The sequence below is a fragment of the Candidatus Yanofskybacteria bacterium genome (genome assembly GCA_003514055.1).
Lineage (GTDB): Bacteria > Patescibacteriota > Minisyncoccia > 2-02-FULL-40-12 > GWA2-44-9 > UBA12115.
The window spans coordinates 19,295-44,546 of record DOSG01000004.1 but is presented as its reverse complement, the minus strand read 5'-3'; the positions used below and the strand labels follow the sequence as shown (position 1 = coordinate 44,546).

20 protein-coding genes and 1 tRNA gene are annotated in these 25,252 nt (G+C 44.7%); 19 read left to right on the top strand and 2 right to left on the bottom strand.

The features are described 5' to 3' along the window. From DEG18_01970 to DEG18_01945, 6 genes are all read left to right on the top strand, one after another. Positions 1–600: hypothetical protein (locus tag DEG18_01970; GenBank protein HBX58352.1), on the top strand; the 600-nt coding region annotated here is incomplete at its 5' end. Between the two features lie 45 nt (positions 601–645). Next, positions 646–2,271 (top strand): arginine--tRNA ligase, encoded by a 1,626-nt coding sequence (locus DEG18_01965; protein ID HBX58351.1) that lies wholly within the window; start codon positions 646–648, stop codon positions 2,269–2,271. An 83-nt stretch (positions 2,272–2,354) separates the two neighbouring features. After that, entirely contained in the window at positions 2,355–5,810 is a 3,456-nt protein-coding gene (locus tag DEG18_01960) for an isoleucine--tRNA ligase (protein HBX58350.1), read from the top strand. A gap of 230 nt (positions 5,811–6,040) precedes the next feature. Continuing rightward, positions 6,041–6,766 (top strand): DNA repair protein RecO, encoded by a 726-nt coding sequence (gene recO / locus DEG18_01955; protein ID HBX58349.1) that lies wholly within the window; start codon positions 6,041–6,043, stop codon positions 6,764–6,766. A gap of 30 nt (positions 6,767–6,796) precedes the next feature. Then, positions 6,797–8,602, top strand: coding sequence for a hypothetical protein (locus tag DEG18_01950; protein ID HBX58348.1), 1,806 nt, complete (start codon positions 6,797–6,799; stop codon positions 8,600–8,602). 31 nt (positions 8,603–8,633) lie between these two features. Continuing rightward, the gene (locus DEG18_01945) at positions 8,634–9,902 is read left to right on the top strand and encodes a glycine--tRNA ligase (GenBank protein HBX58347.1); all 1,269 of its coding nucleotides are present in this window, start codon (positions 8,634–8,636) and stop codon (positions 9,900–9,902) included. 90 nt (positions 9,903–9,992) lie between these two features. Here DEG18_01945 and DEG18_01940 read toward each other — a convergent pair whose 3' ends face one another. Continuing rightward, on the bottom strand, positions 9,993–10,559 hold the full coding sequence (locus DEG18_01940) for a hypothetical protein (protein ID HBX58346.1): 567 nt from the start codon (positions 10,557–10,559) through the stop codon (positions 9,993–9,995). Positions 10,560–10,727: 168 nt separating this feature from the next. Here DEG18_01940 and DEG18_01935 point away from each other — a divergent pair, with 168 nt between their 5' ends. The 6 genes from DEG18_01935 to DEG18_01910 all read left to right on the top strand — a co-directional run bounded on the left by DEG18_01935 (position 10,728) and on the right by DEG18_01910 (position 17,105). Beyond that, on the top strand, positions 10,728–11,873 hold the full coding sequence (locus DEG18_01935; GenBank protein ID HBX58345.1) for a hypothetical protein: 1,146 nt from the start codon (positions 10,728–10,730) through the stop codon (positions 11,871–11,873). 111 nt (positions 11,874–11,984) lie between these two features. After that, positions 11,985–12,476, top strand: coding sequence for a hypothetical protein (locus DEG18_01930; GenBank protein ID HBX58344.1), 492 nt, complete (start codon positions 11,985–11,987; stop codon positions 12,474–12,476). A gap of 1 nt (position 12,477) precedes the next feature. Continuing rightward, positions 12,478–14,664 carry a hypothetical protein gene (locus tag DEG18_01925; GenBank protein HBX58343.1) on the top strand — a complete coding sequence of 729 codons (2,187 nt, stop codon included), beginning with the start codon at positions 12,478–12,480 and terminating at the stop codon, positions 14,662–14,664. Between the two features lie 73 nt (positions 14,665–14,737). Further along, the gene (locus DEG18_01920) at positions 14,738–15,181 is read left to right on the top strand and encodes a hypothetical protein (GenBank protein ID HBX58342.1); all 444 of its coding nucleotides are present in this window, start codon (positions 14,738–14,740) and stop codon (positions 15,179–15,181) included. A gap of 333 nt (positions 15,182–15,514) precedes the next feature. After that, positions 15,515–16,963 carry an IMP dehydrogenase gene (locus DEG18_01915; GenBank protein ID HBX58341.1) on the top strand — a complete coding sequence of 483 codons (1,449 nt, stop codon included), beginning with the start codon at positions 15,515–15,517 and terminating at the stop codon, positions 16,961–16,963. Between the two features lie 68 nt (positions 16,964–17,031). Continuing rightward, a tRNA-Asp gene (locus tag DEG18_01910) sits at positions 17,032–17,105 on the top strand. Between the two features lie 206 nt (positions 17,106–17,311). Here DEG18_01910 and DEG18_01905 read toward each other — a convergent pair. Further along, the gene (locus tag DEG18_01905) at positions 17,312–17,530 is read right to left on the bottom strand and encodes a hypothetical protein (protein HBX58340.1); all 219 of its coding nucleotides are present in this window, start codon (positions 17,528–17,530) and stop codon (positions 17,312–17,314) included. A 1,042-nt stretch (positions 17,531–18,572) separates the two neighbouring features. Between DEG18_01905 and DEG18_01900 the strand changes: the two genes are divergently transcribed. The 7 genes from DEG18_01900 to DEG18_01870 all read left to right on the top strand — a co-directional run bounded on the left by DEG18_01900 (position 18,573) and on the right by DEG18_01870 (position 25,242). Then, positions 18,573–20,186, top strand: coding sequence for a hypothetical protein (locus DEG18_01900; GenBank protein ID HBX58339.1), 1,614 nt, complete (start codon positions 18,573–18,575; stop codon positions 20,184–20,186). 89 nt (positions 20,187–20,275) lie between these two features. Then, positions 20,276–20,659 carry a hypothetical protein gene (locus DEG18_01895; GenBank protein HBX58338.1) on the top strand — a complete coding sequence of 128 codons (384 nt, stop codon included), beginning with the start codon at positions 20,276–20,278 and terminating at the stop codon, positions 20,657–20,659. Between the two features lie 4 nt (positions 20,660–20,663). Beyond that, positions 20,664–21,800, top strand: coding sequence for a hypothetical protein (locus DEG18_01890; protein HBX58337.1), 1,137 nt, complete (start codon positions 20,664–20,666; stop codon positions 21,798–21,800). Positions 21,801–21,858: 58 nt separating this feature from the next. Further along, positions 21,859–22,101: a hypothetical protein gene (locus tag DEG18_01885; protein HBX58336.1), complete on the top strand. Its 243-nt coding sequence runs from the start codon at positions 21,859–21,861 to the stop codon at positions 22,099–22,101. A gap of 168 nt (positions 22,102–22,269) precedes the next feature. Beyond that, complete coding sequence (gene gyrB, locus DEG18_01880; protein HBX58335.1) at positions 22,270–24,363, top strand: DNA topoisomerase (ATP-hydrolyzing) subunit B; 2,094 nt, start codon at positions 22,270–22,272, stop codon at positions 24,361–24,363. Positions 24,364–24,435: 72 nt separating this feature from the next. Next, positions 24,436–24,624 carry a preprotein translocase subunit SecE gene (locus tag DEG18_01875; GenBank protein HBX58334.1) on the top strand — a complete coding sequence of 63 codons (189 nt, stop codon included), beginning with the start codon at positions 24,436–24,438 and terminating at the stop codon, positions 24,622–24,624. A 72-nt stretch (positions 24,625–24,696) separates the two neighbouring features. Further along, positions 24,697–25,242 carry a transcription termination/antitermination protein NusG gene (locus DEG18_01870; protein ID HBX58333.1) on the top strand — a complete coding sequence of 182 codons (546 nt, stop codon included), beginning with the start codon at positions 24,697–24,699 and terminating at the stop codon, positions 25,240–25,242. Positions 25,243–25,252 lie beyond the last annotated feature (10 nt).

Here is a 25,252-nt window from a genome sequence, read left to right as displayed (position 1 = left end):
CAGATCAGTCCCGTTACTGAGAGATATGAATATCTGTATGAGCAGGGAGTAATGTTGCTGTATGGAGAAGTCAATCCAGAGATGATGCTTAATTTCTTTATTAATTCGGTGGCATTTGCCAAAAGGAATGGCAATCGGAAGCCTATCTGGGTCGTCTTATATAGTCCAGGCGGATATTTTGACGATGGGTTTGGTATATATGACACCATAAGGGCGTTAGTCAATTCGGGAATATCCGTAAACACGGTTGGTCTTGGGGATGTGTCTTCTATGGCTGTTTGTATATTGCAGGCTGGATCAAGGAGATACGCTATGCCCAATACGCAATTTGTAGTCCATCAGGGTAGGAGTAACGATGGTCCGGATATGAAAGAGATTAATGAGCAGAAAGAGGCGATCCGTAACTTTGATAGATTGAATGACAGGATATTGACGGTTATTGCTCAAAGGATAGGCATGTCCTTGAAAGATATTAAGGCCCACACTCGAAAGAAAGATAGACTTCTGATAGGCGAAGAAGCTTTGACATTCGGAGATAATGGTCTAGTTGATGAGATCGTGAGCTCATTCCCATTCGTCCCATTGATCAACAACTCTTAAGCGGCGATATCGCCGTTTTTGTTTTTTTATTGTATATTATCGATAATGGCCAAAACGACTAGGCAGATAATCTATAATGCTATCTCGAAACACTCTGCGGAGGCTGGCTTCGATATTTTGAATCCGCCTAGCTTAGATTTGGGCGATTATTCCGTTAACGTCGCTTTTAAGCTGGCTAAAATAAATGGCCAGAAAGTTAACGAAGTGGCCGAAGACATAAAAAGCAAGCTAGAACTAGACAAAGACATCCAAGATATTTGCAGAGAGATAAGGGTGGTCAACGGATTTATAAATTTTTACCTAAAAGATGGGCATCTATTAAATGAGCTGGGCAATATAATTAAGGAGGGGAATGATTACGGCAGTTCTGTGCTTGGCTCCAATAAGAAAATAAATCTAGAATTCGTGTCCGCGAATCCAACCGGACCGATGACGGTTCATAATGTCCGCGCTGGATCGTTTGGTGATTGCCTGGGTAATATATTTAAAAAGGTCGGCTTCGATGTAGCTAAGGAATACTACATAAATGATGCTGGTGTTCAGGTTGGGAAGCTTGGGAAATCGGTTCTACGAAGACTGCAGGAGTTAAAAGGTGAGGCTATAGAATTTGAAGACGGGCTGTACAAGGGGGACTATATAGTGGACATCGCTAAAAAGCTTATCGATGAAAAGTTGCCAGACGGAGAAGCGGCGCAGATTGATCATTGTCGAGAGTTTGCGGTTGAACACATGATTAAATCGGCCCAAGCCTCGATGGCCAATGTGGGCATTAACTTCGATGTATGGTTTAGGGAGAGCCAGCTTCACGAAAAAGGATTAGTCGTTAGTGTTTTGGGTGGCCTAGAAGCGAGTGGCTTGGTATATGAGAAAGAAGGCGCTAAATGGTTTAAGGTCAGTGATTATTTTCCAGATCAACAAGATGCGGTTGTAGTTAAGAGCGATGGTCAAACTTCTTATCTAATGAATGATATCGCTTACACCAAGAACAAAATTGAGGAAAGAGAATTTGATAAGGCTATAAATATTTGGGGGACTGACCACCATGGCGATGTGCCGCGACTTCTGGCTGGAGCCAAGGCTCTTGGCTACGAAGACGGTAAGTTGGAAATCCTACTGCATCAACTGGTCTTAGTTAAAGAGAAAGATGAATATCAGAGAATGTCTAAGCGAGAGGGTAAGTTTATTCTGTTGGATGATTTTTTGCCCAAAGTCGGCCGGGATGCTCTGAGATTTTTCTTTTTGGCAAAGGATTTAAACACTCATATGGAGTTCGATGTCGATTTGGCTAAGGATCAATCAAGCAAGAACCCAGTATTTTATATTCAGTATGCTTTTGCCAGATTAAATAGCCTGCTTGAGAAGATAGGAACTAAGCCGAGTGATGGCGATTATGAGATTGGACAATCATACGATGAGGTAGAGATGAATTTGGTCAGGAAGATGGCTAAGTTGCCCGAGTTGCTCGAAGACATTTCTAGGAGCTATAAAGTCCATCATCTGGCTGAGTATTCTTTGGATCTAGCCAATAGCTTTCATGGATTCTATGAAACTCATAGGATTATCGAAAACGACAAGATCAATAGGCCCCGAGTCGCCTTAATAGGCGGGCTGCTTATTATTATGAATATTTGTTTTGATCTGATGGGTATCACGGCTCCGAAAAAAATGTAAAAACATTAAAACACACGGGGCCATTCCGGCCCCGTGTGTTTTAATTGAAATATAGCGCCATTCAGGCTATATTTAATAACATCATGTACGATTTCAATAAGACAGAGAATAGGGTACTAGATTTTTGGAAGAAGGATAAAACCTTTGAAAAAAGTTTAGAAAAAACCAAAGGCGGTAAAAGCTTCGTATTTTTTGATGGTCCGCCCACGGCCAATGGTAGGCCGGGTATTCATCACTTTCTAGGGCGAGCTTTCAAAGATCTCTATGGACGCTATAAGACTATGCGTGGTTTTTATGTTTTACGTCGAGCTGGCTGGGATACCCATGGATTGCCAGTTGAGATAGAAGTTGAAAAACAGCTAGGCTTTAAGTCTAAAAAAGATATTGAGAATTACGGCATAGCCGAATTTAATAAAAAATGTCGTGAGAGTGTTTGGCAATATAAAAAAGACTGGGAGAACATGGTCCACAGAATGGGCCATTGGATAGACATGGATGACGCCTATATTACTTATTCTCCTAAGTACATGGAGACTCTGTGGTGGATCATAAAGCAGATCTGGGATAAAAAATTGCTCTACAAAGCTCATCGAGTCGTACCATTTTGTACAAGATGCGGCACGCCGTTATCATCCCATGAAGTTGCACAAGGTTATCAATTAGTCAAAGAGCGATCGGTCTATCTAAAATTTAAAGTTAAAAATTGGCCGTATAGAATGGTCTCTGGCGCAACATCGGTTATGAAGGCTCATTCCATGGGAGATGTTTTTATTTTGGCGTGGACGACTACCCCGTGGACATTGCCAGGCAATGTCGCATTGGCGATCGGCAAAAACATTGAATATGTTGTAGCCAGAAAAGATGGCGAGGATTTAATATTGGCTAAAGATTTATTAGCCCAAGTTCTACCTGAGGGCGAGATTATCATGGAGGTTAAGGGAAGTGATTTAATTGGCATAGAATACGAATCGCTGTTTGATATCCCTGAATTAAGATCGGAGAAATCATACAAGGTTTACGATGCTGACTTTGTTTCAACGACTGACGGCACGGGCGTGGTCCATACTGCAGTCATGTACGGAGTTGATGATTATAATCTTGGCTTTAAGATCGGCTTGCCGACGATTCATACCGTCGACGAGCAGGGTAAATTTAAAGAAATCGTTGGCGATAATCTGGCCGGGATGTACGTCAAAGACAAGAAGGCCGAGGCAATAATCATCGAGAAACTTGAGAAGGAAAACAAGCTTTTAAAAACCGAGGATTACGAGCACGACTATCCTTTCTGCTGGCGTTGTAATTCTCCTTTGCTTTATTACGCTAAAGATTCTTGGTTTATAAGCATGTCTAGCATCAACGAGAAGATGCTGGCTAATAATGATCAGATTAATTGGCAACCAGAGCACGTCGGTAAGGGAAGATTCGGCGAATGGATCAAGGAAAGTAAGGACTGGGCATTCTCTAGGGAAAGGTACTGGGCCACACCTCTCCCCATATGGGAGTGCGCTGATTCTAAGTGTGATAATAGGCGAGTCATTGGAAGTATTGAGGAGATGGAGAAAGACTCGATTGGTAGCGGCAATGAATATTATATTTTGAGGCATGGTCTTAGCGAGAGACAAGAGCAGACGAAGATGATTATCGGTTGCCATTTAGAGCACGATAAATATCCATTAACCGAAGAAGGCCGGGGCATGGTTAAGAAATCGGCCCGAGAGCTAAAGGATCTTGGCGGAGTAGACTATATTTTCTCGTCACCATTTTTGAGGACTAAAGAAACGGCCGAAATCGTGTCTAAGGAATTAGGCGTGGACGTTGTAATTGACGAGAGGCTAAGGGAGATAGAATGGGGGATGCAAACGGAAGGCAAAAGCATATCTGAATTTCCGGGAGATTGGGGTAATGATTTCAATAAGAAGCATTACGATGGTGAAAGTTGGAATGACGAAAGAGAACGAATCGCCAGTTTCATGAAAGAGGCAGATGCTAAGTACAAAAATAAAAAGATATTAATTGTTAGTCACGGGGATCCTCTGAGGATGATTCGGGCTGCTGCTGAAGGCATAGGCGAGAATGAGATATATGATAGAGGCGAAGAGATGGAGCCTAGGTGGGCCGAATTGATTAAGCTCGATTGGCGAAATATCCCTAGGAATGACCTGGGGGAACTGGACTTGCACCGACCGTTTGTCGATCGAGTTGAATTGAAATGTGACAAGTGCGGACAGTCGATGAAGAAAATACCAGATCTTATTGATGTTTGGTTTGATTCTGGAGCCATGCCTTTTGCGCAATGGCACTATCCTTTTGAAAATGAAAAAACTTTTGACGGTCAGTTTCCGGCCGAGTTCATAACTGAAGGCACGGATCAAACTCGTGGATGGTTCTATACGCTCTTAGCAATATCTACCTTGTTGGGCCGCGGGGAACCGTTCAAAAATGTTATCAGCTATGCCCATGTATTAGATGAAAAGGGCAAGAAAATGTCTAAATCAAAGGGTAATATTGTTTTGCCTTTCGATATCATTGAGAAATATGGCGCCGATGCCCCACGCTGGTATTTCTATACCGTAAACGCACCAGGGGAATACAAGCTATTCTCAGCTAAAGAACTACAGATGCGTTCGCAGGGATTCTTCTCTACTCTTCAGAACTGTTTAAGATTCTATGAGTTGTACAAAGAAGGATCACGAGGTTCGATTAAGGCCAGCGACGACGCTCTGAATCGATGGGTAATCTCGAGATTAAATAAAACCATAAAAGATGTAACTGAGAGACTAGATGCTTATGATCCGACCGGGGCAGCCAGATCAATAGAAAAATTCTCAGGAGACGATTTCTCGAACTGGTGGCTGAGAAGGTCTAGGAAGAAAGACGACGTTCTTGAGCTTTTGAAGCATATATTGATCGAGATATCCAAACTCTCAGCGCCATTTGTACCCTTTATAGCTGAAGATACATTCCAAGCCTTAAACGGCGAAGAGAAGAGTGTTCATCTTGAAGATTGGCCTAGAGTAGACGAGTCAGTGATAGATGAGGAACTTGAAACTGCCATGGCCGAAGCTAGGGAAGCGGTGGCTGCGGGACTAGCCTCAAGGAAGCAGAACCAAATAAAGGTTAGGCAACCATTGAAATCGGTTACCATAAATCGAATTAAAGAGTTTGATGCCGACATCGAGAATCTAATAAAAGACGAGCTTAACGTTAAAGAGATAAGGTATACTAAGGGCGATACTATCAGCCTCGATCTTGAGATAACGTCAGAGCTGAGAGACGAGGGCTATGCCCGCGAAATGATCAGGCAGATTCAGGATATGAGAAAGGAAATGAAATATAAGATGGATGAAAAAGTAACTGGTCAGTGGCATAGTGATGATCCCGAATTGTCGGCCGCCATTAATAAATGGATTGATACGATTGCTAGAGAGACACTTTTCGAAGAATTCAAGAATATTAAAGACGATTCTGGATCTTTTGATGTCGAGAAGGAATCCGAGATAGTCCCAGGCAAAAAGATTTCGATTGGTATTAAAAAATAAGCGCTCCGACCCAAGCCTCTGACTCGACCGATAGTCGAGCCGCTCCTGCGGCGGCTCGCTGTCTACGCGCTACAGAGACTTAGAGGATGGGCTAAAGCACCATCCCTCCGAGACGGCCATCGGTCCGGCATCCCGGCAACTGCCGGAGCCGGAATCCAAGCCCTCGGGCCTGCGCGAGTTCTCGCTGTAGGCTTGGGCCTTCGCTAGATGATTAATATAACCTACAAGGAATGAGAACTAAGGCGATTGTGATTAAGAAGCAGAATACCAACGAGTACGATCAACTTGTGACTTGTTATACTGAAGAATTTGGCAAGCTCACAGCCATAGCAAAAAGTATTTTAAAGAAGTCGTCTCTGCAAGCGATGCATCTTGACGTTCTGAATATGGTTGAGTTTGATCTGGTTGCCGGTCGTGCACTTCCGATTATTGCCAGCGCTCACTCGGACAACGTATATTCAGCGATAAAGAAGTCCATAAAATTAACAGCCGTGGCTAGTTTTTTTGCCGACTTAGTAGATAAGATAATTTTTGATAACGAGAAAGATCCTGCAATGTGGGATCTTCTAAATCATACGTTGCAGGCTATAAACGATGCCGGCGAGAATAAGGTTTTAAACGTAATGCGCAATGCTCAGGCGAAGTTCTTAAATGTCTCTGGATATTCACCGCAGACCAGTCATTGTGCCTTATGCTTAACCCAAGTGACTTCCGACAGTCACATAGATCACGAGTGGGCTCTTAATTTTGATCTTGGTGGTCTCATCTGTCGTAACTGCCACTTGCAAACTAATCGGGGCTTCTTACTTAGAAGCGAAGATTTAAAAATTTTGAAGAATGGCCAATCCGATTCCAGCCACATAGGCAAGTCTTCGTTGGATATAATATTTGAGGGCATTACTGGCCGCAAATTGAATTCATTGCAATTCGTATACCAAGCAAGGATTAAATCGTAAGTTGGCTTCTTGTGTGTTAGGATTAACTCAATGAACGAGATAATATATACTAAACCTACGCCTCCGGTTGCTCCCAAACAGCCCGAGTTGTTGGTTATTAAGCAAGGTTTTATGCATAACAAGATATTCAAGTGGCTGGTTGCTTTGGCTTGTGCCCTATTCATTATCAGTTTAATGGTCTTTTGGTTTGGTGGATCATCTTTTGTCGAAAGTGGCGTCGAGTTGTCTATATCTGGCCCGACCCAAATTGGGCTAGGCGATGAAATGATCTATAGGGTTAAATATACGAATTCGACCAACACCGACCTTGTCGACTTAAAATTCTCTTTCAATTATCCAGGCAAATCAATTATTCTTAAGGACGGCATCCTCGTCGAAGACTTAACTGAGAAGTTTAACCTAGACGTGTTGGCCAAAGGACAGTCTGGTGAGAAGGAGTTTAAAACATTCTTGGTTGGCAATCGAGGAGACGTAAAGACTGCAAAAATGGTTATGTCTTACAAGGCTAGTGATCTTAATTCTCAATTTGAGAAAACTGCAACGTTGGGGACTACCATTATCAGCGTGCCGGTGTCGCTAACTCTGAGTGCTCCGCCAAATTCTACTACAGGCCAAGTTGTTAATTACATTCTTGATTATAGGAATGAGTCTGCCGGAGATATCTCGGGCTTAAAGTTTGTGTTTGATTATCCGGATGGATTTGTCTTTCAAAGCTCTAGCCCGGCTAGCGACCCAGGCGATAATAACTCTTGGACTGTGGCCAACCTGAGAAAGGGTCCAGGGTCAAGAATAAGTATCCAGGGAGTTCTAAGTGGCAGCGAAGGTGAGAGTAAGGCGGTGGCCGTGCATTTAATGCGTAAACTTGGCGACCAGCATATAAATTACGAAGAAGCTTCTAATACGACAGTAATCTCTAGTCCTTTGTTGGCCGTGGATATTCTGGCTAACGATAGCAAGGATTACGTTACTAATCCGGATGACAGACTGCGCTACACTCTTAAATATTCAAATAATTCGAATTTTAATCTTGTCGGTTTGACCTTAACTGCCAAGCTAGAAGGCGACATGTTCGATTTAAATAGTGTAAATCCTGGTGGAGGTTATTTTGACTCATCTAGTAATACTATTACTTGGAACTCGAGCACTGTTTCAAATTTTGCCAATTTGTCGTCTAGGAAAACTGGGACTGTCGATTTCTCCGTAAAGATCAAACCGCAGTTCAGCTATGGTGGCACTGGAACAAAAAACACGTTAGTGAAAGTTTCGGCCAGATTGAGCACTCCTAATATCCCTCCAGGCATTGATGTTGAAGAAATCTTTTCGGCCGGAACTCTAATCACTAAAGTTAGCACTCAACCTGCTTTTGCTCAGTTGGCATACTACAATGACCCGGCGTTTGGTTCTTCTGGGCCCATGCCCCCCAAGGTAGGCGAGACTACTACCTATACTATCCATTGGCAGTTGGGTAACCCTGGTAACGATGTGGCCGAAGCTAAAATTGTCGGAACTTTGCCGCTTGGCGTTTCTTGGAAGGGTAGTAGCAGTGTAACTTCCGGTCAGCCGGAGCCGACTTATAATAAAAATTCTTCAGAGATAGTCTGGGATATAAAAAATATACCATCGGGAGTAGGTGGGAATCTGACTCCTAAATACGAAGCCGTATTTCAGGTGACTATCAAGCCGTCGGCCGCTCAGAAAGGCTCGGTCATGGACATACTTAAAGACATAGTTTTTTCTGGGAAGGATAGCTTTACTAAGCAAGCCATAGTCATAAACGCCAAAGACGTAGATACCAACAGTATGGTTGACGGCCGCGGCGAAGGCGTGGTTCAATAGACAAAATATGGAGAAAGAAAAAAATAACTTGATGGAGAAGATTGTATCGTTAGCTAAGCGTCGAGGTTTTGTTTTCCCCGGATCCGATATATACGGCGGCCTGCAGGGTTTTTATGATTATGGTCCGTTGGGCGTGGAATTAAAAAACAACCTAAAGGCTTTGTGGTGGAAATGGATGACCAAGGATCACGAGAATATCGTCGGTATCGACGGCGCGATAATAACTAATCCCAAAGTCTGGGAGGCTAGCGGTCACCTGAAGAGCTTCGTTGATCCACTAGTTGAATGTAAGAAGTGTCACCATCGTTTCAAGGCTGATGATATAGAGGGCGCCAAGTGTCCCGATTGCGACGGAGAGCTGACCGAGCCAAAGATATTTAATATTTTGGTGCCAACTAAACTTGGCATCATTGAAGGTGAGAAAATCGAAGCCTATCTTCGAGGCGAAGCTTGTCAGACTATCTATCTAGATTATAAAAACGTTTTGAGCTCGACACGACTCAAGGTGCCATTTGGTATCTGCCAAATTGGTAAAGCTTTCAGGAACGAAGTTACGCCTGGCAATTTTTTGTTCAGGCAGAGAGAATTCGAGCAATGGGATCTGCAGTGGTTCTGTCATCCTTCAGAAATGGAGAAGTGGTTTGAATTTTGGAAGCAGGAGAGAATGAATTGGTACAAGAGCATATTCACTCATCCTGAGAATTTAGGATTCTATCAGCATGAAAAGCTGGCTCACTATGCCAGAAAAGCTTTTGATATAAATTATGAAGCGTCGCCGATAGGCAAGGAGATGGAGGGGATCCACTGGCGTGGCGATTGGGACCTATCTCGACATTCTGAATACTCCGGCGAAGATCTAGGCTACACTGATCAAGAGACAAAAGAAAAGTTTACGCCTAATATCGTGGAGACGTCTGGTGGCGTCGATCGTACATTTTTATTCTTATTGTTGGATGCTTATGCGGAAGAGGGCGACAGGGTGATCTTAAAGCTAAATCCAAAATTGTCGCCATACAAGGCTGCCATATTCCCATTGCTAGCCAATAAGCCGCAGTTGGTCGAGAAGGCTAGGAGGGTCTACGACGATTTAAAACAAGAATTTTCTATTGCTTGGGATGATCGTGGCAATATCGGTAAACGCTATTATTCTCAGGACGAGATAGGCACGCCATTTTGCGTGACCATAGACTTCGACACGCTTGAAAATAATACCGTGACTGTCCGCGATCGAGATACGGCCACTCAACAGCGCATAGCCATATCTGAACTTCGCGACTTTATTTACCAAAAGATAAAATAATGAGACTGGGCGTCTGATATCAGAATCTTCTATTGAGAATTATTAACTTAGCGTATTAAAATAATTCCCCGCCGGAGGCGGGGATTGTATTTATTTCCGAGCTAGTTCTCCTTCAATCTGCTGAAGAAGAAGATCAATGTAAACCTTGGCCAGGAACGTCCCGGCAGATTCTTGGCCGGAGGCATTGATATTCCGAAGACATACGAGGCCAATATCGCCATCGCCACTCAGGGACTTGAGCTTACTTGAGAATTCGTAGAAGGCCCTTTCTCCGAAGTTAGCCATATCTTGAAGATACTCATCAAACATGTCTTGAGTAAGCTTTGGCAGGCGATTGCCAAGAGCTTTGTACATCGCGGCATATATTAGTCCGATAGCTGTTATCATCGCCTGGGCCTCATTAATATTCCGTTCAGGCTTGTCGACGCGTTCGAGCGAAGAATGATCATGAGCTATTCGGTACATCATTGAGACGTAGAATTTCTGAGAATCTAGTTGGCGGAAGAGATATTGCTGCCAATTGGCCTCGTGGCCGCGACTTATCCCAAGCGATGTCCTTTTGCCGGCAAGAATCATCATAAGCTGTTCTCGGGCGTATTTGAGTTGATCGGAACTGATTTTGATAGGGAATTCTCTGCTCCTGCTAAGTCCGAACATAGTGTCTCCTGGATTGGAACTGGGCCCATAGTAACAGCATATAGTGCCCTTGACAAGCCCAGAATCTTGGGTTTGACTTTTTGGGGGTAGAGTGGTATAATTAAGGTACTGATAGGTCTTTAAAAACTGGGGCCAGAAAATCCCCAAAACAGATCGAAGGAGGCTACCATGACCACGAAGATTCGTTCGACGGTGACGGTCGTGATGGCCATTCTGACCATCACTTTCTCGTTGGGCTGTCCGGGTAACCCGGTTCAACCCACTACGCCTACGTCTACGGCGACAATTACCTGCAATAAGCAGGCCAACATTTGCTCAGTTGATTCTGGGGATGCGCCCCTGATTGACTGGACGGCTACTAATGTTGAGAACTGCGTCGTCAAGCGTGACGGCGTGCCAGTTATCGGTTGGGCCGGCCTTGTCGGTGCTAACAACACTCCGACACTTACGGCCAATACCGTGTATTCTCTGGAATGTACCGGTCCGAATGGATCGGCTACTGCCAGCGTGAGCATCACGGTAGTTGCGCCAGTAGTAATAGAGCTGACGTTCGTCAGTCGGCTAACTGGACAACCCGTCACGGGTGCGACGGTGACGGTGCTTGAGAAAAATTACGTTACTGATGGCCAGGGCGTGGTGAAAGTTATCGTGCCAGCAAATACGAAGAGTTATTTTACCGTGCTGGCTATTGCAACGGGCTTTCTGCCTCGCGGAGATGCCTACACTGGGACAACGAGTACGTTCTCGATGTTTCAGTGTTACGACGGCAACTGCGAGACACAAGTCAAGCAGATGCTGTACGGAGATCAATCAGCTCCGAATAACACGGGGCTACACCCGTTGAAACGGCTGAAATATCCAGCGGTGATCGGAGAGTTGTCTCAGAACATGGCCGATAATCCCACGGTTGTGGCCATCCACAAACAGGCACTTTCCATCGCTCAGACGGCGACGGGCGGTGCAGTCTTCTTCTCGATTGGAGCATCCAATCCGGCATCCGTGCCGGTGAAGTTCTCGATCGATTCGGCTACTTGTCCCTATGTCGGATGTACCACAATGGTGGACGTTCAGAACGTCGCTCAGAGTGGTAAAGTGCAGTACCGTGATTTAGGCGGGGCAGTCTCTCTATTTGATGTGGCGCATGAGCAAGGGCACGTATTGAGATTTGAGCATCATGCGTTTATCGGTCTTATGGGCGGGAATCTCGGCGGCATAGTAATAGATTTCTCGCCAGCCGAGAAAACGTATATCCTGCAGGCTTTGCGCACGGAGGCAGGGAACACGTTTCCCGATAATGCGCCTGCAAGGCGCTGACGGTTTGCGAGTGAGCCCGGATGAGGTGTAGGCACGTAGCCTGCGCTTCGTCCGGGCTTTTTTGTTGATAAGTATTAAGCGTTTACTTATCTTTGGTGCTATAATTTATATATGGATTTGAAACTCTTAATAAGAGACAAAAGAACGATATATATTGTCGTCGTTTTTGTTTTAATTTTGGTCGTTCTAGCTAGCGCCAGTTTTTTCTATAAAGGATCTCTAGTCATGCCCCCCGATAACACAAAACAGTTTTCTATCGGCGGCACAGTTCTAGTGGCTACGGCCAAGGATAATGGAGGTACGTATACCCTAAAAACGGCCTTGCCTTATTCTAAGTTCGGCCGATCAAGTCTTATCGATACGGAAAAGCTTTTTTATATAGATAATAAATCTGTTGTCCAGGTGTTAATGAAAGACGAGAACGGCAACTGGGCTACCGCGCACCCAACGATCATAAGAGACGACAGCGGCAAAGTAATCAAGGTATCCGGAGAATTAGCTAATAATATAATCAGAGAGGGAGATGCTATAACTATCTCTACCAAAGAAAATGTTTTCTCGGTGTCTAATTTCCATGCGGATAAGGTAACTATTTACAGGTAATATGAAAAAAATACTTTTTGGTTCTACATTATTGGTCGCAGCTCTCCTATTCTATACCCTTTCTTTCGATACATCGCTCGCTCTTACCACTTCTGGTAGTTGTAGCGGTTGGAACGAAGACGTATCGTGTAGCAGCTTATCCGAGACTTCTTGCGATGCGACTTCTGGTTGTTTCTGGACCCCAGCTGGCGATGGCGGAGGCACATCCGAGGATGGAGTTTGTGGAGGTGCCAACGCAACTTATGCCTATGATGCCACCGACTATATAATGATAAGCACTTCGGGCATACCTTATTATTGTCAAAGTGGCGTGACCTCAGCTACTCCAGCTTTTCCAGCCGCGGGCGAGTCTTCAAGCTGGATATGCGAAGGACAGGGCATGGGCGTTGATAGCGGTACTTGCACTGCCAATCATGAGCCTGTACCACCGGTCATCCAACCAGCTACTGGTAGAATAAATGTTACTTCGAAATATCTTGATACTTCTTCTGCTATTGCTTCATGGCAGATATCAGGCCCAGAGAATTTAGCGGGTACTAATATGCCCGGAGATTCTTATCTATCAAAACCCCTGGGCGACTATACGATAGTAGTAACGGGAGGACCAGCAGGGTACACATCGGCTGTAAATAGTGGACCTCTTACTTTGACGGCTGATCAGATTATTACTTTTAATATAACTTGGACTTATAGTGGAGGAGGCACTCCTGAGCCAACGCCTACCCCGACTCCAACTCCGACTCCGACTCCTGTGTCAGCAACGCCTACGCCTCCACCAGCGACTGCTCCGGCGCCAGCGCCAGCTACTTGTGGAGAAAATGCCTCGATACCTAGCACGAATTTACCGAGTTCTATCACCATGACTCCAGGAGAAACGCAAAGCTTTTATGCTGATGTAAATAATGCGGGAGACACTATGTGGTATAACGGTAATTATTTTAAATTTGTAAAAACAGGCGGCGCTCCGATTATAAGTCCGACGTATGGCCACTTGCCAGCAGTGATTAATCCGGGGGATACGCCTAGATGGAGCTTCTCGTTGACTGCTCCTGCGGCAGAAGGATCGTACCCCTTTGCTATGCAAATGGTGCATACTGCTGGCGCTCTCTACATGAAGCCAGATGGAACCACTTGTGCGGCCCCGGTAGCTGACTCTTATTTCGGTGGCGTTTGGGCATCTACAATTGTAGTTAGCTCCGGTCCCACGCCGACACCGGTTCCAACTCCTACGCCGACGCCTATACTACCCTTATCTTGTAGCCCGACTACTCAAAATGCTCAAACTAACGTTGATGCGACTATAACCGCTACTGGTGGCAATGGTACATTCTCTTGGTCGGGTGGTGGCACTCCAGCAACTGGAAGTGGGAGTTCGTTTACTACTAGATACGCAGCCTCAGGCACAAATAATGTAATCGTAACAAGTGCTAGCCAGACGGCCACGTGCCAGGTTATTACTTCGAATCCGCCATTGGGCAGTAACATCGGTCTAGTATTGCCAAGCACAAATGATTATTGTTTTGGCGGCGGAGCGTTCGTCCAGCTAACCTGGACGTATTCGGGTGAAAATCCTCAGGCTTCATATGACATGCAGATCGTTGAGAGTGGCCAAGCTTTTAGCGATATAAATAACGTTGTCGAGAATCCTAACGCTTTAGTTCCAAGCTCTCTTGGTGGTGACAGATATGCATCTCGCGTTGTGAACATTACAACTGATCCAGAATATAGTTATAACAAGACCTACAAGGCTAGAGTAAGACTGCGCGATACTCTTGGCTATGTATCTGATTGGCTGGTATCATCACCAGCTACATGGAGTACGCCAGTAAATGCTTATCCTAAGGCTGACTTTACATTCAGTCCAACTAGACCAGCGGTAGGACTTCCGGTCTTATTTAATGGAGATGCGCCTAACGTGGAATTTTATGATGGACTTGCGTTTGGCCATGCTTCGCATTTATGGAAATGGGTATTTGGCGATGGCACAGAATTACCTGAGGGCGGTTCGACACTGGCTACTACGACTCACGAGTATCAATCAGAGGGCATATTTTATCCAAGCTTAAGAGTTGTCGATGGTAGTGGTCTATCGTGCACATATCAGACGAGTTCCGTTGCTGATGGCGGCACTGGCGGTGTAAATGTCCAAAAGCCAATACCGGAATGGAAAGAGGTGGCTCCTAGATAAGAACTACAAAACAAAACCAGTCCCATCATGGGGCTGGTTTTGTTTTGGGCGTATGTGATACAATGCCATTGCCATGACGATCAAACTTCTAAAGTTAAAGAATTATTTGACAATGATTAGTAATTCGGCCAAAGGCGAGAACAACATGTTTCGTAATCTATTTGGATTGGCTGAAAATCAAGAGGTTGATCTTCTGGATAACGGTGGCAAAAGTTGTGCCGTTTTCGTATCGGCAGTTCTTTATTTGCAGAAATTAATCAAAGATATCCACGCTACTGTCGAGAGCACAGAGAAGGATATGTTGTCTTTTGGCTGGCAGGAAGTTCCTGAACTAAAAGTGGGTGCGGTTATTGTGTGGGAAAGGCAGGGCGGACATCTTCACGTGGGCTTCTATGCTGGCAACGATAAGGCTATTAGTAACGCCTCCAACTCATCTGGCGTACCCGAAGTTCATGATGCTACGTATGGTGGTACTCGAAAGATAGAGAGAATTTATTGGCATAAGAGTCTAGATTAGGCATGCTTACGCAAGCCCCGCCTCCGGCGGGGCTTTTTAATTAAAATTGAGTAGCCGCGGCGGCTTCGTGCAAGTTTCGCAGGCCCGAGGGCTTAATCCTACCGAATACAATGGCTGCCTTTGCAGCCAAAAAGGCGGCCATTGTATTCATGATTGTCTATGGTGACTTTTATTATGGGACTCTGGTAAGGCTTTCGAGAGGCCCGCGCAGGCTCGACTGGAGCCGAGCGAGAGGGTGATTTCTCAGCAGAGAAATACAGCCCGTACTCGAGAAGGCCATGCCAAGGTCCTTCGCCATTGTATTGTTTGCCGTTTAGATTATAATTTTCATGTATGAAAATTAGACTTGAAGAGATATTCTACGGAGCCACATATAATGATTTTCTAATGCGACCTCAGCACGCCGTGGTTAAGAGTAGGAAGGTGATTGACCTAACCATGCCTCTCTCTCGCAATATTGATATTGCTATACCTATTGTTGGAGCGAATATGGATACTGTGACTGGCGAAGAGATGATGAAAACCCTTTCGCTAGAAGGCGCCTTTGGATTCTTAGATCGAAACTGTTCAATTGAAGAAGAGGTGCGCAGAGTAGAATATGTTAAGAGCCAGCACTCTTTTGTAATCGAGAACCCGCTGATAGTTCACAAGAAGGCCACCATGGGCGAGGCCAAGAAACTTATCAACGAGAAAAACTCAAGTAGTATTTTGATTGAAGAAGATGCCGGCAACGGCGTACTTGCGGGCATACTTAGTCATAGGGACATGCCGGCGGTGAATCAAAATGAAAAATTAGTCACTGAATTTATGACGCCGTTTTCTGAGATGATTACGGCCAAGCCAGGCATAAGCATGGACGAAGCCGAAAAATTAATGTTCGACAATAGAATCGAGAAGTTGCCATTGATAGATTCCAAAAGAAAGGTAAAAGGATTGATCACCATGCGTGACTTAAAGATGGCTAAGCAGAAGCCATACTCATCCAAAGACAAGAAGGGCAGGTTGTTGGTGGGTGCATCTATCGGCGCAGTGGGTGATTATATGGAGAGAGCAGAGGCACTGATAGAGGCTGAGACAGATATCATTCTCATGGATATAGCTCACGCTGATTCTGAAGTGATTCGTGAAGCCGTAAAGAACTTTAGAAAAAAGTTTGGCAGGTTCGAATTGGCAGTTGGGAATGTAGGTACGGCTGAAGGTGCTGAATTCTTGGCAGGACTTGGCGTAGATGCGATCAAGGTTGGTATTGGGCCAGGCAGGGGATGTCGTACTCGATTGGAGACGGCGGCTGGCGTGCCACAATTGCAGGCCGTACGAGAGGCTTATCTAGCCGTGGGTGGTAAGGTGCCTATCATCGCTGATGGTGGTACTAAAAATGATAAAGATATATTTCTAGCTATAGCTACTGGGGCATCAACGGTAATGCAGGGTAGTATGTTGTCGGGCACAGATGAGGCGCCTGGGATAATCGTGGAGGATCCGGCTACTCGTCAGAAGGTTAAGTTCTATCGCGGCATGACTTCGCCCGAAGCAGTTGTCGATGGTACCAAGGGCGAGACCGAAGAAGCTCTGAGTACGCCGTCGGAAGGACAATCAATCAGGGTGCCTATAGTTGGGAGCGTTGTGGATATACTTCATAGGGTTAAAGGGCATCTTCAGTCATCAGTCAGCTACGCCGGCGAAAAAGATATGGTCAGCGCTCATAAAAAAATTGCTAAAAATCCAGAAAAGTATTTAATAAAGTTATCGAGCGCATCTCGGGCAGAATCTTTCGATAGATAGGCCTTTTCAATCGGCCCAAACTATGTTAGGATTTTTTAGGTTTTACAACGTATCATTCCCCACAAGCTGGGGACGTAGCTCAATTGGTTAGAGCGCTTCCCTGTCACGGAAGAGGTCGCGGGTTCGAGTCCCGTCGTCCCCGCATATTATAAAAGGAGTGCCATTTGGCACTCCTTTTATAATCCTGTTGATGGATACGACGGGACTCGAACGCCGGAGCGATGTTGCACTAGCAAGTGCAGCCGCGAGGCGGTGGCCAGGCCGAGGAGCGCGACGGCGCGACGAGAGCTGAAGCAGAGTCCCGTCGTCCCCGCCAGTTATCAAATAGACTCCTCTTAAATGAGGAGTCTATTTGATAATAGCCAGCAAAGTGCTGGCAGCGTGTGGATAAGCTATGTGTATTAAATATTGATGAGCTCGTATACTTAATCTAATGAAAAGAACTAACATCTCTATCGTTTTCGCGGTGGCCATCTTCGCCATTGGGTCTTTTGTGTTCACGTCAAACAATTCTTCAGCGGCTATTGATTGCAGTCTATCCCTATCAGATAAGGCTGGAAATATCATCACTCAAGTTAAAGCCGGAGACCCAGTATCTTGGAAATTTAAATCAAGCATGAATGGTCTTAGGGCATACTGGTTCGGTTCCAGAGATGGCAAGAATGATATTTGGGACATATACAATGGCTATACATCCAATTCAACCTACTCAGGCATACTATACAAATCAGGAGAAGAAGGTAGTTACTCTAGATACGTAGCTTTCAAGAATAGCGCAGGCAGAACTATCTGCGTTAGTCCTAAGGTTGAGTTTTCGGTGGTCGGCGATGGTGTGGCTAGGACAACCGTAAGCACAAGGCCCACGGCCTCAAAGAAGGCGAATGGTCTAGGCGCCGCTATAGTAGGCGCCATGTCGCCCGTATCATTAACTCCAAGTATTTACGCCCCGTCTTGTTCGAACACGGATTATACTGTTCAAATTTCTTATACGCCAGTCGATAATAATATTTTGATATTTATCGACGACGAGCCATCTTCATCGTCAGCGTGGAGTAAATATTTTAGCGGCTCAAGTGGTTCTACCTCGGCGCCTAGCGGGTTTACTCCAAGATTACCAGGCATGGCTAGTCTAGCGCTTCAGCCTGGTGTACAATATTACGCTTTCATTCAGAATAACTCTGATGTCGATGGGCCGGTATCAAGCTGGATGGTGCCTAGATGCGCAACTCCTACCCCAACTCCAGCGATATCCTCGCCGACACCAATACCAACATCGGCACCATTGCCGACTCCTACCCCAACACCCGTCCCAACACCAACGCCTGCGCTCACTTGCGAATCGAGAGGAGCTTTTAGCCAACAATATCAGTGCACATCTTACTACCCATCCGGATGCTACTTCTCAGATCTTACCGGGCAAGGGTTAATGTGTTGGAGGGGAGCAACTGCAACGCCGACGCCGATTCCAACGCCGTCATCAACGCCGATACCATCGTCGACGCCAGCGCCTACCTTGACGCCGATTCCAACTAGTATCCCAAGTCCAACTAGTATCCCAAGTCCAACTCCAGTCCCAGTAGGCTCTAATATTCTCGGCTCTGGGCAGGTTATGAGAGTTGATAGTCCTATCTTATCCCCAGACGGGCGCTATTCTCTCAGATTTCAAAGTGATGGCGATCTAGTCTTATATGGTGGCGGTGTGGCAGTATGGAGTAGTAACACTTACAGGACAGGGATGGGCGGAAGAGTAGTCATGCAGGGTGATGGCAATTTAGTGTTGTATAGTAGTAGTAATGCGCCATTGTGGCATGCTAGCACTCATGGTAATTCAGGAGCTTATCTGAAGGTACAGAATGGTGCAGGCGTATATAGCGCCAGCGGATATTTGCTTAAGGCCTTAAGTGGTGGATCTAATCCGGTTCCGACCCCGGCTCCAACGTCAACACCGAGACCCAACCCAACACCGACGCCAATGCCAACGCCGTCATCAACGCCGATACCAACTCCGATACCGTCGTCGACGCCAGCGCCTACCTCGACCCCGGCTCCAACGTCAACGCCTACACCTGCCCCAACAACGACGCCAATTCCTAATCCCAGTCCGGTGCCCGGCGGATCCGATACTTTGGCTTCTGGGCAGTCTCTAAACGGAGCATCTTCGGCGCTTATTTCTTCTGATGGTAAATACATTTTAGGCTTCCAATATGGTGGAAATCTAGAATTATGGGAACGCCCTGCAGACAGCGCCTTAAGAATTAGAATTTGGTCTAGTGGAACCGATTCAGTAGCTGGCTCCCAAGCTAAGTTGGTGATGGAGCCTTCTGGTAATTTAGTTATATATAGTGGCAGTGGTGTCCCAGTATGGCATACCGGGACCAGCAGTTCTCCGGACAACTATCTCAAGCTCAGCAACGGGGGAGCTATTCTATATCGCAAAGACGGATCTACGATATTAAATCTGAAAGGATTCGTATCTCCACCTATTGCTTCTCCAGCTCCAGCCCCTAGCCCTGCCGGCTCTGATGTCCTAGGCTCTGGTAAGAACTTAGGAATTGGGGCATCCATCCAATCTCAAAATGGACGGTACGTCTTAAAATATCAAAGTGATGGTAACCTTGTCCTTTATGGCGGATCCTCCCCAGTCTGGTCTTCTGGTACGAATGGTCCTGGTGGTGCCGGGTTTGTTGGAATGTTAACCACCGGAGATCTTATAATATTCGACTCCTTCTATAGGCCAATTTGGTCTTCTAACACGAATGAGAATAGCGGAGCTTACTTGAGAGTGGAGGATACTGGCCAAATAAAAATCTACAGTTCAGGAGGATCTGAGAAGTGGACCTCGTCTCAGTCTACCGCCACAGCGTCAGCACCTACGGGCGTGCTAGATATTTCCGGGTCAAGCATCTTGTCCTCGGGCGAGACTATGGGAGTCGAGAATCCTATCCTATCTCCCGATGGCTGGTATTCTTTAAGATTTCAAAGTGATGGCAATCTTGTCCTTTATAATAAGGGTAATCCAGTTGGAGATAGCAAGACCTATAATTCTGGAATTGGCGGTCGCGTAATCATGCAACCTGATGGCAATCTAGTTTTGTACAGTAGCAGCGGCACTCCGCTATGGAACTCGAAAACTTTTGGTAATCCAGGAGCCTATTTAAGAATAGATGGCGGAGCTGCCATATATAGCAACAGCGGAGTTGTTATAAAACGCCTAGGCTTCTAGGATTATCTCAACAAAACAAGTCCCCGATATCGGGGACTTGTTTTGTTGATTTATTGTAATTGCTAGCCACAATTGATAGTATTTACTCAATGCCAAGAGAGATTATCGCTACTTTATTAATCGCCATCATAGGATTGATTGGCACTCTGCTGATCACATTTAGTTATGACCCATATCAATCCACGGCGGCAATAAGAATACTTTTCTTATTGGCGTTGTCCATAACCATCTGGGCTTCGACTTTTATCTTTTTGTCTGCGATTGCTCGAATGCTAATCGAGTCTAAATACGATTCATGGTTATCGCTGGTCCAGTCACTATTTATTACCCTTGGCGTGATTACATTCTTTTCTTTAAATATTCTAAAGATATATACTAATGTTTATTTTGGCGTGGCGGCCATTATCCTGATCACAATATACGCACTAGCTGTAAGGGTGCATAATAAAAATAAATATTATAATTTTGCATAATAATATGAAAAATATAGTTATTAGCTCAGATGAAGAAAAGAGAATAAAAGAGGAAATAGGTAAGCGAAGTGATCCTGAGAGCCAGAGGTTGGCCAGATTCTTAGCCATGCCTGATCTAACGCGCACCGAGAATAGTCCGTTGCATGAAATAGCGCAGCGCGTAATAGCCTTGCCGGATTTCGCAGATTTTTATGTTATTGAAGATCCAGAGATTGTCAGGGCTGACATAAGTTTTGACTTATTTGATTTCGCGCAAGATCACCCAGCTCGAAGCAAATCCGATACCTATTACTTAGATGATCAGCATATCCTTAGAACGCATACGACCATTATGTGGTATTACCTTCTAATTCAAGAAGAGGTGAAGAAAAAGATAGCAGCTGGTCAGAATATCGGATCATTGTCGTATGGTAAGGTTTATAGGAAAGACGAGATAGATCGCAACCACATGAATGTATTCCACCAAATAGATGGTTGGTATCTATGTCCACGATCAGTCAAAGAGATTACTAAAGATGACCTGCAAGATGTTCTGGTGAAGATCGCCAAAGCGATTTATGGGGAAGATATTAAATATAGATTTAATGAAGATACTTTTCCATATACGAATCCCAGCATTGAGATGGAGATAGATAAAGACGGCAAGTGGCTAGAGGTTCTCGGCGCAGGAGTAGTTAAGGGGGTAGTTTTAAAAAATCTTGGCGTTGATCCCGAAGTCTATAATGGCTGGGCCTTTGGATTTGGCTTAGAGAGATTGGCCATGATCAGCATGGAGCTACCGGATATACGTCTTCTTTGGTCTGATGACGAGCGTGTAAAAAAGCAATTGGTCTTGGGTAATAAATTCAGAGAAGTTAGTAAATTCCCACCAATTACTCGTGATATATCTTTTGTCGTTGATAAAGATTTTACTCCTAATAATTATTACGACTTGGTTAGAGATCTGGGTGGCGGTTTAGTAGAGGAGGTTAAGTTACTCGATAACTATGACAACGAAAAGTTTGGTGCTGGTAAGACTAGCTACACTTTTAGAATAGTTTATCGAAGCAATGAGCGCACCCTTGTCTCGGAAGAGATAGACGCGATTCAAGACAAGATATGCGAAGACACAAAAAATCAATTTAAGGCCGAGATCAGATAGACAGCAGCTGAAAATTGTGATATAAAATAGATAAGTTCTTTGCTATCGGGAGGCGCCGATGCCACGCCTGATCATCGCCTTCGCCGCATCTATTATCTTGGGTGTACTTATTGGACTAAATGTTGCATTGGTTAATATTCTCGTTCTTACCGCGATTATCGCATTCTTCTGTGCGATTTGGTCTTTAGGAATGCCTCCCGCTGGTGGTAGTAATTTTCAATGGATGGTGCTGCTCTCTGTGGTTGTATTTGGCGCAGAAACGATCTTCGTGGCCCTAGTGTGTAATTGGCTATTTCGTTAGCGCATGGCACTCATTTGAAAACCCGCATTAAAAGCGGGTTTTTGTATATCAAATTAGCCACAAATATTGTTGATTTAAGCAAGCTAAAATGCTATAATAATCCTATGTAGATTAAGCTAAATCCCGCAAGGAAGTGGCGGGATTTTATAAGCGATTCCCTGTATTACTATGGCAGATAAAGAAACGAAACAGCAATCATATTCGGCCAAAGACATTCAAGTCCTCGAAGGGCTTGAGCCAGTTAGGAAAAGACCAGGTATGTATATCGGCTCCACTGGAGTCGAGGGACTTCACCATTTAATATGGGAGGTTTTTGATAATTCGTTAGACGAGGCCATGGCGGGTCATGCTAAGAATATTGAAGTTGCATTGTTACAAGATAACAAAGTTAGGGTAGTTGATGATGGTAGAGGTATACCGACAGATATCCATCCTAAGACTAAAAAATCTGCTCTTGAGACGGCGGCTACAACCTTGCATGCCGGAGGTAAGTTCGGCGGGGATTCCTATAAGGTCTCTGGCGGATTACATGGAGTCGGTTTGTCTGTGGTTAATGCATTATCAACTTGGATGAAGGCCGAGGTCCATCGTAAACCAGATATCTTTGTCCAAGAATATAAAATTGGAAAACCATTATATGCGGTTAAGAAAGCTGGAAAAACAAATCGAACGGGGACGTCGATCACATTTCAACCCGATCCCGATATATTTAAAGAGATAGTTTTTGATTGGGACTCTATCTTGAATCATCTAAGGCAGCAGGCCTATCTAACTAAAGGCGTACGCATCTCAGTGAAAGACGAGAGAGAGCCATTGAAAGCGGCTGATTCAAAAGAGGAAGAGATAAAAGACTACAACTTTTATTTTGAAGGCGGTATTGTCTCATATGTTAAATATCTAAATAGGCTAGAGGAACCAAAGCATGACAATGTTTTTTATGTTGGCAAGGAATCTGAAGACATTTTTGTCGAAGTTGCATTGCAATACGTAGAAGACGTCCAAGGCAGAGAATTAAGCTTTGCAAATAATATCCATACAATTGAAGGCGGTATGCATCTGACTGGATTCAGAACGGCCATCACCAGAACTCTAAATGATTACGCAAGGAAGAATGGATATCTTAAAGAGAAAGACGATAATTTGACGGGCGAAGACATCCGCGAAGGATTAACCGTCGTTATTTCGGTTAAATTAAGAGAGCCTCAGTTTGAGGGACAGACCAAGGCTAAATTGGGAACTCCAACTGCTCGTTCGGCCGTGGATTCCGTTGTTAGCTTGGAGTTCGCTGATTGGCTAGAAAGGAACCCCAACGATGCTAGGGGCGTACTCGATAAAGTAATACTGGCTTCGAAGGCTCGTTTGGCAGCTCGTGCGGCCAGAGATACTGTTTTAAGGAAGGGAGCTCTCGAGGGCATGACTCTTCCTGGAAAACTTGCCGATTGTTCAAGCCGTGATGCTTCGGAATCGGAATTGTTTATTGTCGAGGGAGATTCTGCCGGAGGTAGCTCCAAATCTGGAAGAGATAGAAGGACGCAAGCCATACTGCCGCTGAAAGGCAAGATCTTAAACGTGGAAAAAGCCAGAATCGATAGAATGCTAGCCTCCGAAGAGATCAGAGCCCTTATTATAGCTATGGGAACGGCTATAGCCGAAGAGTTTGACCTAGCTAGGCTTAGGTACCACAAGATTGTAATCATGACCGATGCCGATGTCGACGGAGCCCACATAAGAACCTTGCTTTTAACTTTATTCTTCCGCTATTTTCCACAGCTAGTTGAGGCTGGCCATTTGTTTATCGCGCAACCTCCTTTGTATAAGATTTCAAAAGGCAACAAATCGTTCTATGCTTATAGCGATGCCGAGAAAGATAAGGTTTTGGCTGAATTTATTAAAACCTTACCGACGGGTAAAGACACCAAAAAAGAGAAAGCTAAGGACTCTGGAGATTGGGAGGTGACTCCATTGGAGGGAGAAGGTTCGTCAGAGGTGGTTGTCGATGATATTGACAACGCTACAAGGGGTGACAGCGAAGATAAAATAAGTGGGGTGAATATCCAACGCTACAAGGGTTTAGGAGAGATGAACCCAGATCAGCTATGGGACACAACCTTGAATCCAGAGAATCGGGTTTTGCTCCAGGTAACCATAAAAGATGCCCAGGAAGCCGATAAGATATTCGATATATTAATGGGGTCCGATGTTATGCCGAGGAAGAAATTCATCCAAACACACGCGAAAAGCGTGCAAAACCTAGATATATAATTGACAAACGGTGCCGGATTTGGTAGGCTAATAATACGCCTGCGGGCGATTTTTAAATCCTTTATTAAGAACATGGAAAAGATAATAAATTTTCTAAAAGAGGTAAGAGTCGAATTGTCAAAAGTAACTTGGCCAACAAAGAAGCAGACCACAGTCTATACTCTTGTTGTTATTGGCATAAGCTTATTCTTGGCCATATTCCTAGGATTGCTAGATTTCTTTTTTGAATTTTTATTAAACAAATTTATCTATCTTGGATAGATCGAGGTTCTAGGCGGCTAGCTAAAACTATTTAACGAGTTTTTGAGCGAGTGCCTAGGAAATCATTAAATAATGCCAAAACAAGTCGCAACAGGAGAAAGACACTGGTACGCAATCCACACCTATTCTGGGTATGAAGACAGCGTCGCAAGAAGCCTACAGCAAAGAGTGGAGTCTTTAAGTTTCGAAGACAAGATATTCAATGTTTTAGTACCTAAAGAAAAAAAGATAAAAATTAAAGGCGGCAAAAGGGAAACCATAGAAGAGAAGATCTATCCTGGATATGTTTTAGTTGAGATGATCGTCGACGATAGCTCGTGGTATGTTGTTAGAAACACGCCCAGCGTGACTGGATTTATTGGTGCCGGAACAGTGCCGACCCCATTATTACAAGCTGAAGTGGATACGCTTATGAAGAGAATGGGCGTGGACGAGCCGAAATACAAAATTGACGTGGCTGTGGGCGACAGGGTTAAAATCACCGATGGACCATTTAAAGATTTTGATGGTAAGATTGACGAGATTGATATGGAGAGGGGAAGAGTCAAGGTATTGGTGACGATATTCGGAAGAGAGACGCCAGTCGAATTGGACTTTTTGCAAATAAAGAAATTATAATTAGTTTAGA